This is a genomic window from Pseudomonas sp. LY-1, assembly GCF_053502595.1.
This window is the reverse complement of sequence record NZ_CP094353.1, coordinates 1,310,611-1,326,952: the sequence shown is the minus strand read 5'-3', so window position 1 is coordinate 1,326,952 and position 16,342 is coordinate 1,310,611. Positions and strand designations below refer to the sequence as shown.

The window sequence follows — 16,342 nt, the reverse complement described above, 5'->3', positions numbered from 1 at the left end:
GCGACTGTCGCCAGAATGATTGCACTATTAAACCAGACTGGAGCGGCGTCGCACCTCAACGCAAGCAAGCTCGCCAGCGGACTCCGGCTTTAACCAATCAACCGCAGCTCCTGCGCCCGCGCGACCGCCTGGGTGCGCCGCTCCACGCCGAGCTTGCTGTTGATATGGCTGGCGTGGGTCTTGACCGTGTGCAGGGAGATGAAGAGGCGGTTACTGATCTCCTGGTTCGAACAGCCCTGGGCGATCAGTTGCAGCACCGCCAGCTCGCGAGCGCTCAGGGTTTCATGATTGGGCGCCGGCTCGCTGACAGCAACGGCCGGCAGCAGCGCCAACAGGCTCTGGTTCAATAAACCATGGGGGTCTTGGCCGAGTTGATCGCGCATCCAGTCGGGATACCCTTCAAGCAGGCGCTGGAAGGGTTGCAGCGCGCCGCCGGCTCCGGCTTCCAGGGCGCGAACCAACACCTCGCGCGCCTTGGCCTCCTGGCCGCTCTCCAGCAGCAACTGCGCCTGCTGGGTCAGCGCCATTAGGGCAATCATCTGGCGCCCGCTGCCATGAGCGTGTTGCGCCAGGTCTTCGAGGCGCTGCAGGGCCGCCGCCGGTTGATGGCGGATCGCGTCCAACGCGGCTTGCTGCAGCTCGATATGCTGCGGCAGGTGCGGGTGAAACTCCGGGGCCGCCGCCGCGTGTGCGCCGTTGTAGGTTTGCCCCAGGCGGGTCAGCCAGGCGTCGGCCAGGTCGGTACGCCCCTGGGCCAACCAGAGCTCGCATTTGATCAGGGTGATCATTGCCAGGTAGTAAATCGGCGGCACGTCCCAGATGTGCATCAGGCGTTCGGCCTCGGCCAGTTCGGCGAAGGCTTTGGCGAAGTCGCCGCGGCGCCCTTCGAAGTTGGCAATCACGCAATGCCCGATCAGCACGCTGATATCCCGGCAGGCGCGGGCTTCGGCCAGACCGGCGCGCAGGCGGACCAGGCCGGCTTCAGGCTGACAACGCGCGAGCAGCAGGTAGCCTTCGTAAAGCGCTAATCGGGCGCGCACGGCGTACAACCGTTGGGGCGAAAGGTCGTGCAAGCGTTGCAGGCCCTGACGCACTTCATCCAGCGAGCGCAGGATTTCACCCCGCGCCTGCAAGACCCGCGCGCGGTCGTAATGGGCCAGGGCCTCGAACAGGGGGTTGCCGACACGCTGCGCCAATTCGAGGGATTCGCGGTTCAAGCCACGCGCGCGCCACAGGTCGGCATCGACGATCGCCAGGTTGGAGAGGGTCGACAGGCACATCAGGCGCTGACCATAACGGCGCTGCGGCAGGCTTTCCAAGGCTTCGCTGCAATAGCGCTGGGTCAGCTCGCGGTCGCCTCGGCCCCGGGCGATGATCCCGCTCAGCGCCAGCCATTGCGCCAGCATCGACTTCTGCGCAGTGGCCGATGGTGCCGGCAAGAAGCGACTGAGGTAGCCCGACAGTTCTTCCGCCGCATCCAACTGACAGGCCAGGCCCAAGGCCCAGCTGTACAGCACGATCAACCGGGGCGTGCTGATCAGCAGGCTGTCGGGCAAGTCCATTTTCCAGCGTAGGAGCATGCCGACGTTCTGCTCGGCCAGCAGTTGCTCCTCGGAGAGGTTCTGCACCAGGTTCGCCGCCACATCCAGATGACCGGCGCGCAACGCCTGCTCGACCGCTTCATCGATCAGCCCCTGGGCGTTGAACCAGCGACAGGCGCGCAGGTGCAGGCTGGCGGGCGGCAGCACGGCGCTGCTCGCGCGCCGGGTGCGCAGCAGGTCGGAAAACAAATGGTGATAACGGAACCAGTGCCCCTGCTCGTCCAGCGGCACCAGAAATACCTGGTGAGCCTGCAAGTAACGCAGGATTTCCGCGCTGTCGTGGGCATCGCGTATGGCGTCGCACAGTTCACTGCAAAAGCGTTCCTGCGAAGCGGTTTCATAGAGGAACGCCTGGACTTCCGCCGGCAGGCAATCAATCACTTCTTCCAGCAAATAGTCGCGTATCAAGCCTTCGCCGCCGTGCAGGCTCTGCGGCAAGGCGCCCTCATTCCCCGCTTCGGAGGCCGCCAACAGCCAGAAACGCAAACCAGCGACCCAGCCTTCACTGCGCCGGATCAAATTATCCAGCGCCTCGCCGCGCAGCGAACTGCTGTGGCGATCCAACACCGCCAGGGATTCGGCGTGGGTCAGGCGCAGGTCTTGCTCATGCAGCTCCAGCAGGTGCCGAGACAGGCGCAAGCGCGCCAGGTGCCAGTCCGGGCGCTGGCGACTGGTAACCAGCACCAGCAGGCCATCGGGCAAATGATTGAGGAAAAATTGCAGGCAGCGATCAAGCACCGGGCCCTGGGCCAAATGGTAGTCATCCAGCACCAGCAACAAAGGCGCACGCGTGGACAACTGCAGCGCCAGCTCATCGAGCAAGCCATCGAGCCATTCTTCGAAGGCAAACGGTTGATGACGCTGACGCATTTTCAGCAGGCCCAGGGATTGCGCACCCAGTTGCGGGAAGTATTGCTGCAAGCCGTCAAGCAGGCGCTCGAGGAAACGCCCGGGGTCGTTATCCCGTGGGCTCAGGCCCAGCCAAAGGCTTTGCCAATGGGCGGGCAGACTCTGGCAGAACTCAACCGCCAGCGAACTCTTGCCGAACCCCGCCGGCGCGCAGACCAGCAGCAATCGCCCTTCCAGGCCAGCGCTCAGCCGTTCGCACAGGCGCGGTCGCAGCACGTAGCCGTCAGGCAGCGGAGGTCTGTAGAAGCGACCTTCCAGGGTCGGAATCACCGCGCTGGCAGGCCCCTGGATTCGGGACAGATCAGTCATCGCCGGGCTCTTGTAGAAGGCTGTTGTCGGCATTGCAGATGTCCGCAGACTAGCGGTAAAAGCGGCGGTTTTGTAGATCTTTGCAACATTTGCCTGAAAAAGAACTGCGACAAGAAATGTGAGAGGGGGCTTGCTCCCGATTGCGCTGGGGCAGCCAATAGAATTCTTGGCTGTCAGACCGCTATCGGGGGCAAGCCCCCTCCCACATCTGGCTATGCGTGCAGCTTAGCGAACACCGTCCTGGCGCAGGGCCGCCGGGGTGAAGTCGCTGGTGGTGGCGGTGAAGCCGAAGTCATACGCCTGTTTCTCTTCGTTCTTCATGCCCAGGGCCAGGTAGCGGCCGGACTGCAGGTCGTAGAGGGTTTCCAGGGCGTACCACGGCACTTGTTTGTCGTAGTAGTTCTCGGCATGGGCTTCGGCGACGCGCCACAGTTGGCCGCGACCGTCGTAGTGGTCGATCACGGCCGCTTGCCAGGTGTCTTCGTCGATGAAGAAGTCACGCTTGGCGTAGATGTGGCGCTGACCTTCCTTCAGGGTCGCGACCACATGCCACACGCGGCGCAGCTCGTAGCGTGCGAGGTCCTGGTTGATGTGGCCGGCCTTGATGATGTCGACATACTTGAGTTTCGGATCGTCGATCTTGTAGCTGTTGGAGGCGATGTAGATTTCTTTCTTGCCTTCCAGTTTCCAGTCGTAGCGGTCCGGCGCACCGTTGTACATGTCGAGGTTGTCGGAGGTACGCAGGCCGTCGGCGGCGGTACCCGGCCCGTCATAAGACACTTGCGGCGCCCGGCGTACACGGCGCTGGCCGGCGTTGTAGACCCACGCCGAGCGCGGTTCCTTCACCTGGTCGAGGGTTTCGTGGACCAGCAGCACACCACCGGCCAGACGTGCCGGCGCGGTCACTTGCTGCTTGAAGTAGAACAGCACGTTACCGGGGTTTTTCGGGTCGAAGTCCTTCATTTTGTCGCGGAACACGAACTGGTCTTTGAAATACACCAGGCTGAACGAACCGTTGGTCTGCGGCGTGGCCTGGGTCACCAGGCGGGTCACGCTGCCGCCGCGATAGCGGGTGATGTGGTTCCAGATGACTTCAACGCCACTTTTCGGAATCGGGAACGGCACGGCGGTTTCGAAGTTTTCCAGACCGTTACCGCCGGACACCAGGTTGGTGTTGGTGGCGTTCTTCTTGATCGAGGCGAACACCTCGGCCGGTACGGTGGCGCCGCGATGGGTCGGGTAGACCGGCATCTTGAAGGTTTCCGGGTAGCGCTTGAACATCGCGTACTGCCCCGGCGCCAGCTTGTCTTTGTATTGCTCGACGTTTTGCGCGGTGATGGTGAATTGCGGTTGTTCGCTGGCATAAGGGTTGGCCAGGAAACCACGGGCGTCGACGGCGCCGGCATTCGTCGGCAACGGCGACCATTTAGGAATGGTGCCTGCGGCGTTACCGGCCATTTCGGCGCCCATCGGAGTCAGGGTCGTGCCCAGCTTGGCGGCCTCATCCGCCGACACCGCCGCCATGACGTTACTCGCCAGGATCGACAGCCCAAGCACACCGACGTGCAACAGACTTTTAGTTATTTTCATGTTCTGGTTCTTCCTGAAATGCAGTGTGCTTAGAAGTTGGCGCCGACGCTGAGGGCGATGAAATCACGGTCGTCCACAGTGGAATACTTACCGCCGAAGAAGTTGGTGTAGGCCAAGCTCGCGGTGTAGGTATTCTGGTATTCAGCATCCAGGCCGAGACTGACAGCCTTGCGACCTTCTTCGAAGTTGCCGCCAGGGCCTGGCGAATAACCGCTGACGTCATGGGACCAGGCCACGTTGGGCTTGAGGTTCACACCCGCGAACACATCCGGGTATTCCCAGATTGCCCGGCCGCGATAGCCCCAGGAGTTGGCGGTGGTAAAGCCGTCATTGTTGCAGTTGGCCGTCAAGTTACTGCGGTCTGTACCTGCGCCCGCACCGGCAATGGTTCCCGCGTTGAGCGTCGCGCACAGTGGGCCTTCCCCAGGACCAAATACCGGATCACGCCCGTAGCGCGCTTTCGAGCTGCTTTCCAGGCCGCCGACGTGGGTCAGCCCCACTTCGCCCACCAGTGTCAGCCGGCTGGCGCCCATGACCTGATCAAAGAAGTGCGTAAAGGTGGTCTGGAGCTGGGTGATTTCCTTGCGGCGGTAGCCATTCAGATCCTGACCGGCGGCGCCCTTGAGCGGGGAAGCACCGTTCAAGCCTATCAACGGCGTAACGCCCGCGTACAAGATGTCGGTGGTGTTGAGCTGAACCGGCGCGTTCGGCCGGTAGCTGATCTCGCCGCTCCACGCTGTGCCGGTAGGCAAGGTCGTCGAGAAGCTCAAACCGTACAAGCGAATGTCTTCTGGATATTCGACGAAGTAGCTGGAGTTACCGGCCACGATGAGTGGACGCAGACTACTGGCTGGCGTGAACGTCAATGCGTTAGCCGCGGCGTAAGTCGCAGCCGATGCGCCCTTGGCGCTGAAAATCGGCGCACGGCTGTGGTAGTTCATGAAATAAGCGCCGAACTCAGTGTCCAGCGGCTCGAAGTTGTAGTGCATGGCTACACCGAACTGCCCGCCATCACGCGCGTCGCGATCAGAGCCGCGCTTGACCAGCACACCTTCTTCGTTGATGTTGACGCCAAACTGATTCATCAGCGGCAAACCACCGCCTGCGGTTATCACAGAGCGCTTGCTGAGCAACCGCAGGTTGTCATTGCAGCCGCCTGTAATGACGTCCGCCTGGGAGAAAAATGTCCCGCAGTTATCGGTGACGGTCTTCTCCCAATCCAACTGATAGAAGCCTTCCGCCGACAGGTTTTCGGTCAGTGTCTGCGACACATAGAACATGTTGACCGGAATCAGGCCTTCCTTGATCTCGGCACCCGGGCGACGGAACGCCGCTACGTCAATCGGGTTGATGGAGTTGATGCCGCCGCCGATGAAGGTACTTTCGCCCCAACTTACAACCTGCTTACCGAAACGCGCGGAACCGGGCTCATCGGCAATCGAGTAGTTGTGATAAATGAAGGCGTCGAGAATTTCCCCGCCGGAAGACCGGGCGCCCATAGGACGGCCTTTGTCACTGATGTCCTTGAACTCACGATTTTCGTCCTTGAGTTCAAAGTCATACCAATATTTGCCGCGTACAAACACACCGGTGTCGCCGTATTTCAGTTCCAGGTCATGGATGCCCTTGAAGATTTTCGAGAACGTCTCACCGCGCTTGAAGTTCAAATGGCCGTCATCGGAGGTCTGGGACAAGCCCTTGCCGCCATTGTTGACGCCGATCAGATCGCGGTTGGCCTTGGCTGTCGACCAACTGGCCCCCACGGAAAGAGAGGAGTCAAAATTCCCTTCGATTTCACCGATATTGAAACTGACGCCGAATGCCGGCCCGGCGAGCGTAGAAGCGAGACTGACGGCCAGGGGCAATCTTGCCCGGCGCCAGAACTGATTTACTGAGGTCATCGACGCTACTCCATGTGCATTATTGTTATGGCAGTGAGTTCTTTCGGTGATGCATGTAACGGCCGGAATACAACGATTCCAATGCCGCCCGGCAACCGAGCCCCCATGGCTCGAAGCGCAACATCCTTGAAAAACTCTGAGAGGGACTATAGCCAGCAGGGGGTACCGCTTGATCCCTCTAAAGTGTGATTTGCATCACCGACCCGTCTGCCACAGCCCTTTTGCCACGTCGACGAAGGCCGACGCGGCAAGGATGGCTGAAAATCGGCAAATCACAAGTGAAGCCGCGAGATAGAGCATTGCCGTGCCCGAACGGGCACGGCGAAAGGTATCAAAGGGTAGAGAGGAACGTACTGTTGTTGGCCTGCCACTCAATGATGTCGACGCGGATACGTTTTTTGTCGAGCTTGCCGACACTGGTCTTGGGAATTTCAGTAACAATGGCGATCTGGTTTGGAATCGCCCACTTGCTCAAGTGGCCCAACTCCACGAACGGCTTGAGGTGCTCCTTGAGTTCACGGGCGCCTATCACATGGCCATCACGCACCACCAGCAACGCAAACGGGCGCTCGCCCCACTGCGGATCGGCGATGCCCACCACCGCTACTTCGCGTACCGCCGGGTGGCGGCTGACCAAGTCTTCCAGAGCCAGGGACGAGATCCACTCGCCGCCGGTCTTGATCACGTCCTTGATGCGGTCGCGGATATCGATCACCCCAAACGCGTCGAGGGTCGCCACGTCGCCGGTGTGCATCCAGCCGCCTTCCCACAGCTCGGCGCCCTTTTGCGGCTCGTTGTAGTAACCCTCGGTCAGCCACGGCGCACGTAGCACCAGTTCGCCCTGGGACTCGCCATCGGCGGGCAGGAAATGCCCGTCGCTGTCGATGATCGCCGCTTCCACCAACGGCCCGGGCACTCCGGCCTTGATGCGGTAAGTGGTGCGCTCGTCCTCGGTGCCGGCCATCAGCTCATCGTTGAGATGGGCGCAGGACACCAGCGGCCCGGTCTCGGACATGCCATACGCGGCGGTCAGTTGAATCCCACGCGCCTTGGCCGCTTCATACAGCGTGCGATTGAGGGCGCTGCCGCCGATGACGATTTTCCAGCCGCCAAAGTCCACGTCCTGGGCGGCCTTGGCGTTGAGCACCATTTGCAGGATGGTCGGCACACAGTGGGAAAAGGTGACCTTTTCCTTGCGCCACAGCTCCACCAGGTATTCCGGATCGTAACGCCCGGGGTAGACCTGTTTCAGGCCCAGCATGGTGGCCACATACGGCAGGCCCCAGGCATGCACGTGGAACATCGGCGTGATCGGCATGTACACGTCGTTGGTGCCCAGCAAGCGCACGCTGTCGACACTGCCCATGATGGTCGCCACGCCGATGGTGTGCAGCACCAATTGGCGATGGGTGAAGTACACACCCTTGGGGTTGCCGGTGGTGCCGGTGGTATAGAAGGTGGTGGCGACGGAATTTTCGTCGAAATCCTCGAAATCGTATTTCGGGCTGGCGGCGGCCAGCAGGGTTTCGTACTCCCCCACCAGGTTCGGCAGCTCAGCGGTTTTCTCGGCCGCATCGGTCAGCAACAAGGTTTTGTCGACGGTGGTGAGCTGCCCGGCAATCGCCTGGTAAAGCCCCACGAACTCACTGTTGACCAGCACAAAGCGGTCCTCGGCGTGGTTCATGGTGTAGAGAATCTGTTCCGGCGACAGGCGCACGTTGATGGTATGAATCACCGCGCCGATCATCGGGATGGCGAACATGCATTCCAGGTAACGGTGGCTGTCCCAGTCCATCACGGCAACGGTATCACCAGCCTTGACCCCGGCTTCGGTGAGCACATTGGCCAGGCGTGCGACCCGCTCGATCAGGGTTGGATAGGTGTAGCGCAGCTTGTCGCGGTAGATGATTTCCCGGGTCTTCTCATAACGGGCCCCGGACATGAGCAGGCGTTTGATCAACAGCGGATATTGGTACGCACCTTCGGCGGGCGGGATAACACGGGTCTGCAACATACGAATCCCTTTTTATGACTGCACGGTCTCGGCTTGAAGACCTGCACTGTAGATACGTTAGGTGCCGACCAAATCAGCCAAAGGAATGATTTGTAGGGACTGCTGGATGCTAGCTTTGCGCCACCACTCAAAGCCGATAGCGATCAAATGTGGAAGGGTCTTGCACCCTCCCACATTTGGACTGTCCTCAATGAGAGAACATCATTTATTTCATACTGGTGAACGCCAGTTTTACACCGATGGCAATCAACACCGCCCCCATCGTCCGATCAAACCAATGCCCCATCCGCGCAAACCCTGCACGCACCCGCTGCTGGCTGAACAACATCGCCACCAGGCAGAACCACGCCGCCGTCGCTACCGCCAGGTACACGCCATAACCCGCCTGCACCGCCAGCGGTGTGTGCGGGTTGATCACCACGGTAAACAGCGACAGGAAGAACAACGTGGCCTTGGGGTTCAAACCGTTAGTCACAAAGCCTGCGGTAAACGCCCCGCGTGGGGTGCGTTCGCCGACTTCGCGGTGCAGCTCGCCCTCGGCGGCTGGCTTGGCCGGCTGCGCGCGCAGGGCCTTGAAGCCGATGTACAGCAGGTAGGCCGCCGCCGCCCATTTCAGCGCGTTGAACAGCACGATGGACTGGGACACGATCAAACCGATGCCGAGTAACGAGTACCCCACGTGCAGGAAAATCGCCGAGCCCACGCCCAATGCGGTCCAGGTCCCGGCGCGGCGGCCGTGGGTGACACTTTCGCGCACCACCACCGCGAAATCCGGACCGGGGCTGGCCACTGCCAGCAGGTGAATCAAGGCCACGGTCAAAAACTCGGCGACGTACATACTCACTCCATTAAGTAACGGATTATTTCATCTGATAGGCTCGGCAGATTACGCCTTCGAACCCTGTCACAAAAGGTACAGTTGATGACGAACAATCGCCGCGCCGTCTTCCTCGATCACCCATCCCTCGACCTGGGGGATCTCGATCTCAGTGAGCTGCACAACTGTTTCAGCGAGCTGCAGCTGTTTGAGCAGACCACCCCGCAGAATGTGGTCGAACGCCTGCAAGGCGCCCAGGTCGCTATCAGCAACAAGATTGCGCTCAACAGCGAAACCCTGGCCGCCTGCCCCGAACTCAAACTGATCCTGGTGTCGGCCACCGGCACCAATAACGTCGACCTTGAAGCCGCCCGTGCCCATGGCGTCACCGTCAGTAACTGCCAGGGCTACGGCACGCCGTCGGTGGCACAGCATACGATCATGCTGCTGCTCAACCTGGCGACGCGGCTGAAGGACTATCAACGGGATGTCAGCGCGGGCAAATGGCAAGCCGCCAAGCAGTTCTGCCTGCTGGACCACCCGATCGTCGAGCTGGAGGGCAAAACCCTCGGTTTGCTCGGGCATGGCGAACTGGGCAGCGCCGTCGCACGGCTGGCCGAGGCCTTCGGTATGCGCGTCATACTCGGCGCCATTCCCGGGCGCCCTGCCCGCGCCGACCGCATGCCGCTGGATGAATTGCTGGCGCAGGTCGACGCGCTGACGCTGCACTGCCCGCTCAACGAACACACCCGCGACTTGATCGGCGCTCGCGAGCTGGCGTTGCTCAAGCCCGGCGCGTTTATCGTCAACACCGCGCGCGGTGGCCTGATCAACGAACAGGCCCTGGCCGACGCCTTGCGCAATGGCCACCTGGGCGGCGCGGCGACCGATGTGCTGAGCGTCGAACCTCCGGTGCATGGCAACCCGCTGCTGGCCGACGATATCCCGCGCTTGATCGTCACGCCCCACAACGCCTGGGGCAGTCGCGAAGCGCGGCAGCGGATTGTCGGCCAACTGGCGGAAAACGCCCGCGGCTTTTTCAGCGGCGCCCCGCTGCGCGTCGTCAGTTGATAAACTGCGCCCCTTTTCAAGGAGCAGACCATGGATCCGCGCAGTGAAGTACTGCTTCGTCAGGCCGAACTTTTTCAAGGCAACCTGCTGCTGGTGGGGTTGCCTGCCGACGATTTGCTCGGCCGTCTGCCCAACGCCCATGGCTGGTGCTGGCATGCCGGTGACCAGGCTGCGCTCGACGCACGTTTCCCCGAGCGCAGCCAGTTCGGCGTGAATGTGCCGCAGCGCACGTTTGATGCGGCAGTGATCTTCCTGCCCAAGTCCAAGGACCTCACCGACTATCTGCTCAACGCCGTGGCCGCGCGCCTGCCCGGTGCCGAGCTGTTTCTGGTGGGGGAGAAAAAAGGCGGGATCGAAAGCGCCGCCAAACAGATGATCCCCTTCGGCAAGCCGCGCAAACTCGATAACGCACGGCACTGCCAGTTGTGGCAGGTCACCGTGGCCAACGCGCCGCAAGCGGTGGAGCTGGAGAGCCTGGCGCAGGTTTTCGAAGTGCCGCTGGCCGAAGGCCCGCTGAAAGTGGTGAGCCTGCCGGGCGTGTTCAGCCATGGCCGCCTGGATCGTGGCACCGAGTTGTTACTGGAGCATTTGGACAAACTGCCCAGCGGCCACCTGCTGGACTTCGGTTGCGGCGCCGGTGTGTTGGGCGCGGCGGTCAAACGTCGCTACCCGCACAATACGGTGACAATGCTGGATGTGGACGCCTTCGCCACCGCCAGCAGCCGCCTGACCCTGGCGGCCAACGGTCTGGAAGCCGACGTGCTGACCGCAGACGGCATCGATGCCGCGCCGATGGGCTTGAACGCGATCCTGAGCAACCCGCCGTTCCATGTCGGGGTACACACCGATTACTTCGCCACGGAGAACTTGCTGCGAAAAGCCGCGAAACACCTGGCAAAAGGCGGCGAACTCCGACTGGTTGCCAACAGCTTCCTGAAGTACCAGCCGCTGATCGAAGAGCACTTGGGCGTGTGTGCGGTCAAGGCCGAAGGCAATGGTTTTCGCATCTATCGCGCCAAGCGCAGCTGATCGGCGTTTGCAAAAGAACACTTGCCGAATGGATTTTGCCTAGGCAGAATCCGCTCCGTCCTAGGGGAGTAGTCTCCCACGAGCGCCATGCTCGTCCGGCATACGTCAACATACTTGGTCAGCAGACCATGGCGTATGCGACCCAGGTGTCCGCTCAGACGGACCGGGGTTTGACAAGACCTATGACACGCACACCTTACCCGGGGCGGGAAGGCTGTACGTGTCATAGCCGTGTCGACCCGCCCCTGGAAACCTACCTGATGCTGGATTCACTGCTCGTCCCTACCGCAATCGTTGCCTTGGCCGAAATCGGCGACAAGACCCAACTGCTCGCGCTCATCCTTGCCGCACGCTTTCGCAAACCCTGGCCGATCATCGCCGGCATCATCGCCGCGACCCTGGCGAACCATGCCGCTGCGGGTGCCGTAGGTGCCTGGTTCGGCAGTTTCTTCTCGGATGCGGTGCTGCACTGGATTCTCGCCGCGAGTTTCTGCGCCACGGCGCTGTGGACCCTGGTGCCGGACAAACTCGACGATGACGAAGCCAGCACCACGCGCAAGTTCGGGCCGTTCCTGACCACCCTGATTGCGTTCTTCCTCGCCGAAATCGGCGACAAGACGCAGATCGCCACGGTAATGCTGGCGGCGCAATACCCTGAGCTGTGGCTGGTGGTTATCGGCACCACCCTGGGCATGTTGATTGCCAACGTACCGGTGGTTCTGGCGGGGAATTTTGCCGCGGAGAAATTGCCGTTGACCTTGATTCGTCGACTGGCGGCTACGGCGTTTTTCGTCCTGGCGATCGTGGCGGTGTACAAGGCCATGCAAAGCAGTGGTTGGATCTAAGGATCCAAGCCGCAAACCCAATCCAATGTGGGAGGGGCTTGCCCCCTTCCACATTGGGATCTTCATGAGGCTTGGATTATCAGGACTTCTTGGCCTGCTGATACAACGGCATCACCTTCGGAATCGCCGCCTGCAACGAGGCGATCCGACTGTCGGAGGCCGGGTGAGTGCTCATGAACTCCGGAGGCGCGCCTTCCGAAGCCTTGGCCATCTTGTTCCACAACGTGATGGCCGCGTTCGGGTTGTAACCGGCGCGGGCCGCCAGCTCCAGGCCGATCAGGTCCGCTTCGTTTTCATTGCTGCGGCTGTTGGGCAAGGTCATGCCGTAGTTGGCCACGGTATCGGCCAGCGCCATGCTGTCCTGGCCGAGACCAAGCAACGCGCCGGCGCCCTGCTTGGCCATCTCGATGCCGTAGGCCTTGGACATGGCTTCACGGCCATGTTCGCGCAAGGCGTGGGCGATTTCATGGCCCATTACCGCCGCCAGCTCGTCATCGCTGAGCTTGAGGTTATCGATCAGCCCGCTGTACACGAAAATCTTGCCGCCCGGCCCGCAGTTGGCGTTCATCTCATCGCTCTTGATCAGGTTCACTTCCCACTTCCACTGCGCCGCATCCGGACGGAAGGTCGGCGCCTGGGCGATCAGGCGGTTGGCGATGGCCTGCACGCGCTTGGCGTTGGCGCTGGTCTTGTCCACCAGGCCTTTGCCGCTGGCTTCACCCAGGGTCTGCTGGTAGGACTGCGCATACATCTGGTCGACTTCCTGGCTCGACAGCATGCTGAACATGTACTGCTTGCGCTCCACCCCAACGGCACCACCGCTGGTGGTGTTGACGGACTGACACCCGGCCAGCAGCACTGCTGCCGCCAATACACTTACGGCCAATGATTTCTTCATCAACACACTCTCCCTGAAAAGACGCCCTGAAAACATGGCGCGTATCCTAGGCGGTGATTTGTATCGACGCCAGATACATCAGACGTGCAGACGCTAAATTTCGGATACATCCCACAACGGTGGCGGATTTTCTGGCTCAAGCCGGAGTCAGGCACTCCGGCCCATTCAGCTTGGGATCGTTGACCATGTTGGCCAGCACCCGTTCACGCAAGGCGACCGGCTCGCTGGCCAACAGCCCCTGCAACACCGGCAGCGGTGTCTCGGGGTTCAGCCAGGCGTCCTGCCCCGCCGCATCCAGAATCAACGGCCGCCGCTGACTCTGCGCCGCCTGGGTCACCACCGCGGTGCTCAGCCACACGTGCTCCTGCACCGGATACGCTTCCCAGATGGCCGCAAAAAACAGCGTCGAACCTTCCCCTGGCGTCAACCAGTACGGCCGCTTGCGCTGGGTGCCGCGCCATTCGTAGAACCCGTTGGCCGGCAACAGGCAGCGACGCTGGCGAAACGCTTCGCGGAACATCGGTTGCTCAGCCAGGGTTTCGGCGCGGGCATGCGCCGGGGTACGGGAAAGGTCCGTCAGCCACGGCGGTGTCAGGCCCCAGCGGGCGCGGGCCAGGGTGCGCTGGCCGTCGGTGGCGCGCTGGATCAGCACCGAATCATTGGGAGAAATATTCCACTGGGCCTGCTGATCCGCCGGAAAGCCCGGCAAGGCAGCAAACGTGGGGTTCCAGCGAAACAGGGCATAACGTCCACACATGGGGCAACACGACTCTTGGGTAAACCGACCGACAGCCTAACAGACCAACACGTCGGGGAAGCTGTCGGGTTCATCGCCGGGTAACGGTTGCGCACCGTTATACGCGGTGATCAGCTCGCGCGCGCAGGTTGCCTGGTCGTTGTCCACCTCTAGCCCCAGCAGCCCGAAAATCGGCAACTCGCCGCTACCGCCGAGCAAATGGCGCCCCACCAAATGCGCCTCGATCCCTTCGCTGGCGAGCATCTGCTGCAGCAGCTCGCCTTCCATCAGGTTTTCCGGTTCGTAGATTCGCTGCATGGGCGTACCTGTTATTCGTTTTCGCTGCGAGTTTCGAGCATCCACTCTTCACCATGGACCTGCAGGTTGAAAATGATCGGTCGGCAACATACCTGACAGTCTTCTATATAGGTCTGGTCGCCGCCGGATAAATCCACGGTCGTCTCCACCACTTCACCACAATAAGGACAATCGTACAGCGCAGTTTCCAGCATCGCAGTCTCCCAAGTGACTTGTGCGTATAATCGCCGGTCTATTTACAGGGTTATATTTCGGCCGAGCCCATTACTCGGGCCGCACCCTGGTATTTCCTCTACTTACCCTAGCCGTTTCTAACAAGAGAGCATGATGGGCGAATTCGATACCATCCGACCTTACAACGACAGCGAAGTCCCGGCAGTGCTGGAGCGGCTGTTCAGTGACAAGGCCTTTCTGGACATCCTGACCCACTTCCGCTTCCCGCGCTTTGCCGGCGCGCTGGGCTGGCTGCTCAAACCAATGATCGCCCGCAAACTGCGCCGTGAATTCGCCGGCGTCACCACCGTGGCCACGCTGCAGGACAAAGTCGAGTATTACGTCGACCACACCATTGATCGAGCGACCGACGGCGTGACCTACACCGGCGTGGAACAGCTCAAATCGGGCACCGCCTACGTCTTTTTGGCCAACCATCGCGATATCGTGATGGACCCGGCCTTCGTCAACTACGCCGTGTACCACGCCGGCCTGCCGACACCGCGTATCGCCATCGGCGACAACCTGCTGCAAAAGCCGTTTGTCAGCGACCTGATGCGCCTGAACAAGAGCTTCATCGTGCACCGCTCGATCACCGGGCGAAAGGAAAAAATGGCGGCTTACCAGTTGCTGTCGGCCTACATCAACCATTCGATCCGCCACGACTGCCAGTCGATCTGGATCGCCCAGGCCGAAGGCCGCGCCAAGGATGGGGATGACCGCACCGAATCGGCGATCCTCAAGATGTTCCACGTCAGCCGCAAGGACGAGCCGTTCGCCGAGGTGATCCAGTCGCTGAACCTGACGCCCGTGTCCATCAGCTACGAATACGACCCATGCGACTTGGCCAAGGCTCGCGAGCTGTACATCCGCGCCACCACGGGCACCTACACCAAGGCACCGGGTGAAGACGATGTGAGCATTGCCCTGGGCATTACCGGCTACAAGGGCCGGGTGCATGTGAACTTTGCGCCGCCGATCACCGAGCGCTTCGAAGACACCAAGCTGCTCGCCGTGGAAATGGACCGGCAGATTCTCGGAGGTTATCGCCTGTTCCCGGTTCACTACCTGGCCTACGCCCAGTGGAGTGACGCCGACCCGCAACTGCAGGTACCCAAGGCAGCGGATATCTTCCCGGCCGACGAGTTGGCCAAGGCCAAGGCAGAGTGGGAGCGCCGCTTGAGCGAGTGCCCGGTCGAACACCGGCCGTTCCTGGTGGTGCAATATGCAACGCCAGTGCGCAATCAATATCGGGTCAAGGCGGGAATCCCGCTGTAATACACCTGGCCAAACCTGTGGGAGCGGGCTTGCCTGCGATGCGGTGGTTCAGTCACAGCGGTACCGACTGTAACTCCGTTGTCGCGAGCAAGCCCGCTCCCACAGTCGTTTCAGGGTGCAACTAAAAACGCGTGCTGATCCATGAAACCAGCAGCGCCAGCCCCAGGCAGGCGAAACCAACACGATAAGCCAGGCGATGCGCCCGTTCGGTGCGGACATCCAGAAACAGCATGGGCTGGTCGATGGCGCGCTCTTCGCTTTGCGCGGCGAGCCTGGCCATGGCGCGCTGTTCCTTCAAACGGGTAATGAATAGCAGTGCAGCCCCAGAGCAGGCCACTGATAGAGCAACAACATTGATCAGCAGTCCGGGCAGCGCCATCACACACCTCGTTGAAACAGTGCCTTGGTATCCATTCAGATACAAACCTGAACGGTAGTCGCCTCCTGCGCCTAAAAGCTCCTTCCCCATTGACGGCTAATGTATCGAGTAATTTACGGCGTCACCTGAACGTCACCTTAACCGTTCACTCTGTGGCCCTTCGAACGCTCGGGAGCTTGTCATGTTGCACGCGCAAAACCAGGATCGACTGTATTTGATAGCCCCAAGCGATGAGCAAGAGGCGCTGATCGGCGGCCTCGCGTTCAACGTCCAGGACCGCCACTGGCTGGTGTATTGCGCCCTTGGCGGGCACCAGCATGCGGACCTGCCGGAGACGGACCTGCTGACCGGGATAAGCCTGCTCGACTTCGGTATCGACACCGCGGCATGAAACGACGGGCACAAAAAAGCCGGGCTCAGCGCTGAGCCCGGCT

Annotated in this window: 15 protein-coding genes and 1 riboswitch; of the genes, 5 read left to right on the top strand and 10 right to left on the bottom strand. The window is 61.2% G+C overall.

Going from position 1 to position 16,342, the window contains the following annotated elements; all coding sequences use genetic code 11:
* Positions 1-89: 89 nt before the first annotated feature.
* The 5 genes from MOQ67_RS06075 to MOQ67_RS06055 all read right to left on the bottom strand — a co-directional run bounded on the left by MOQ67_RS06075 (position 90) and on the right by MOQ67_RS06055 (position 9,162).
* Entirely contained in the window at positions 90-2,819 is a 2,730-nt protein-coding gene (locus MOQ67_RS06075; RefSeq protein ID WP_046484625.1) for a LuxR C-terminal-related transcriptional regulator, read from the bottom strand.
* Positions 2,820-3,044: 225 nt separating this feature from the next.
* A complete protein-coding gene (locus MOQ67_RS06070) occupies positions 3,045-4,409 on the bottom strand; it encodes a DUF1329 domain-containing protein (protein ID WP_198717717.1) in 1,365 nt (454 codons plus the stop codon).
* A 29-nt stretch (positions 4,410-4,438) separates the two neighbouring features.
* Positions 4,439-6,310, bottom strand: coding sequence for a DUF1302 domain-containing protein (locus tag MOQ67_RS06065; protein WP_017845944.1), 1,872 nt, complete (start codon positions 6,308-6,310; stop codon positions 4,439-4,441).
* 331 nt (positions 6,311-6,641) lie between these two features.
* Positions 6,642-8,324, bottom strand: coding sequence for a fatty acid--CoA ligase (locus tag MOQ67_RS06060; protein WP_046484627.1), 1,683 nt, complete (start codon positions 8,322-8,324; stop codon positions 6,642-6,644).
* A gap of 205 nt (positions 8,325-8,529) precedes the next feature.
* Positions 8,530-9,162: a LysE family translocator gene (locus MOQ67_RS06055; protein WP_017845948.1), complete on the bottom strand. Its 633-nt coding sequence runs from the start codon at positions 9,160-9,162 to the stop codon at positions 8,530-8,532.
* A gap of 84 nt (positions 9,163-9,246) precedes the next feature.
* On the opposite strand from MOQ67_RS06055, the gene MOQ67_RS06050 reads away from it, so the two are divergent.
* From MOQ67_RS06050 to MOQ67_RS06040, 3 genes are all read left to right on the top strand, one after another.
* Positions 9,247-10,212, top strand: a complete 966-nt coding sequence (locus tag MOQ67_RS06050) for a 2-hydroxyacid dehydrogenase (protein WP_017845949.1) — start codon at positions 9,247-9,249, stop codon at positions 10,210-10,212.
* A gap of 30 nt (positions 10,213-10,242) precedes the next feature.
* Positions 10,243-11,241: a class I SAM-dependent methyltransferase gene (locus tag MOQ67_RS06045; protein ID WP_046484632.1), complete on the top strand. Its 999-nt coding sequence runs from the start codon at positions 10,243-10,245 to the stop codon at positions 11,239-11,241.
* A gap of 50 nt (positions 11,242-11,291) precedes the next feature.
* Positions 11,292-11,413: riboswitch (yybP-ykoY riboswitch) on the top strand.
* An 88-nt stretch (positions 11,414-11,501) separates the two neighbouring features.
* Entirely contained in the window at positions 11,502-12,086 is a 585-nt protein-coding gene (locus MOQ67_RS06040; RefSeq protein WP_017845951.1) for a TMEM165/GDT1 family protein, read from the top strand.
* Positions 12,087-12,165: 79 nt separating this feature from the next.
* Here MOQ67_RS06040 and MOQ67_RS06035 read toward each other — a convergent pair whose 3' ends face one another.
* From MOQ67_RS06035 to MOQ67_RS06020, 4 genes are all read right to left on the bottom strand, one after another.
* Positions 12,166-12,984, bottom strand: a complete 819-nt coding sequence (locus tag MOQ67_RS06035) for a M48 family metallopeptidase (RefSeq protein WP_017845952.1) — start codon at positions 12,982-12,984, stop codon at positions 12,166-12,168.
* A 136-nt stretch (positions 12,985-13,120) separates the two neighbouring features.
* Positions 13,121-13,741 (bottom strand): SOS response-associated peptidase, encoded by a 621-nt coding sequence (locus tag MOQ67_RS06030; RefSeq protein ID WP_104903935.1) that lies wholly within the window; start codon positions 13,739-13,741, stop codon positions 13,121-13,123.
* Positions 13,742-13,777: 36 nt separating this feature from the next.
* Complete coding sequence (locus tag MOQ67_RS06025) at positions 13,778-14,038, bottom strand: putative signal transducing protein (protein ID WP_198717716.1); 261 nt, start codon at positions 14,036-14,038, stop codon at positions 13,778-13,780.
* Positions 14,039-14,049: 11 nt separating this feature from the next.
* Entirely contained in the window at positions 14,050-14,232 is a 183-nt protein-coding gene (locus MOQ67_RS06020) for a CPXCG motif-containing cysteine-rich protein (protein WP_017845955.1), read from the bottom strand.
* A gap of 133 nt (positions 14,233-14,365) precedes the next feature.
* Between MOQ67_RS06020 and MOQ67_RS06015 the strand changes: the two genes are divergently transcribed.
* Positions 14,366-15,529, top strand: coding sequence for a 1-acyl-sn-glycerol-3-phosphate acyltransferase (locus tag MOQ67_RS06015; protein WP_169850554.1), 1,164 nt, complete (start codon positions 14,366-14,368; stop codon positions 15,527-15,529).
* Between the two features lie 121 nt (positions 15,530-15,650).
* On the opposite strand, the gene MOQ67_RS06010 is transcribed toward MOQ67_RS06015, so the two are convergent.
* Complete coding sequence (locus MOQ67_RS06010; RefSeq protein WP_102617129.1) at positions 15,651-15,908, bottom strand: hypothetical protein; 258 nt, start codon at positions 15,906-15,908, stop codon at positions 15,651-15,653.
* A 181-nt stretch (positions 15,909-16,089) separates the two neighbouring features.
* Here MOQ67_RS06010 and MOQ67_RS06005 point away from each other — a divergent pair, with 181 nt between their 5' ends.
* A complete protein-coding gene (locus MOQ67_RS06005) occupies positions 16,090-16,299 on the top strand; it encodes a hypothetical protein (RefSeq protein ID WP_017845958.1) in 210 nt (69 codons plus the stop codon).
* Positions 16,300-16,342: the final 43 nt, after the last annotated feature.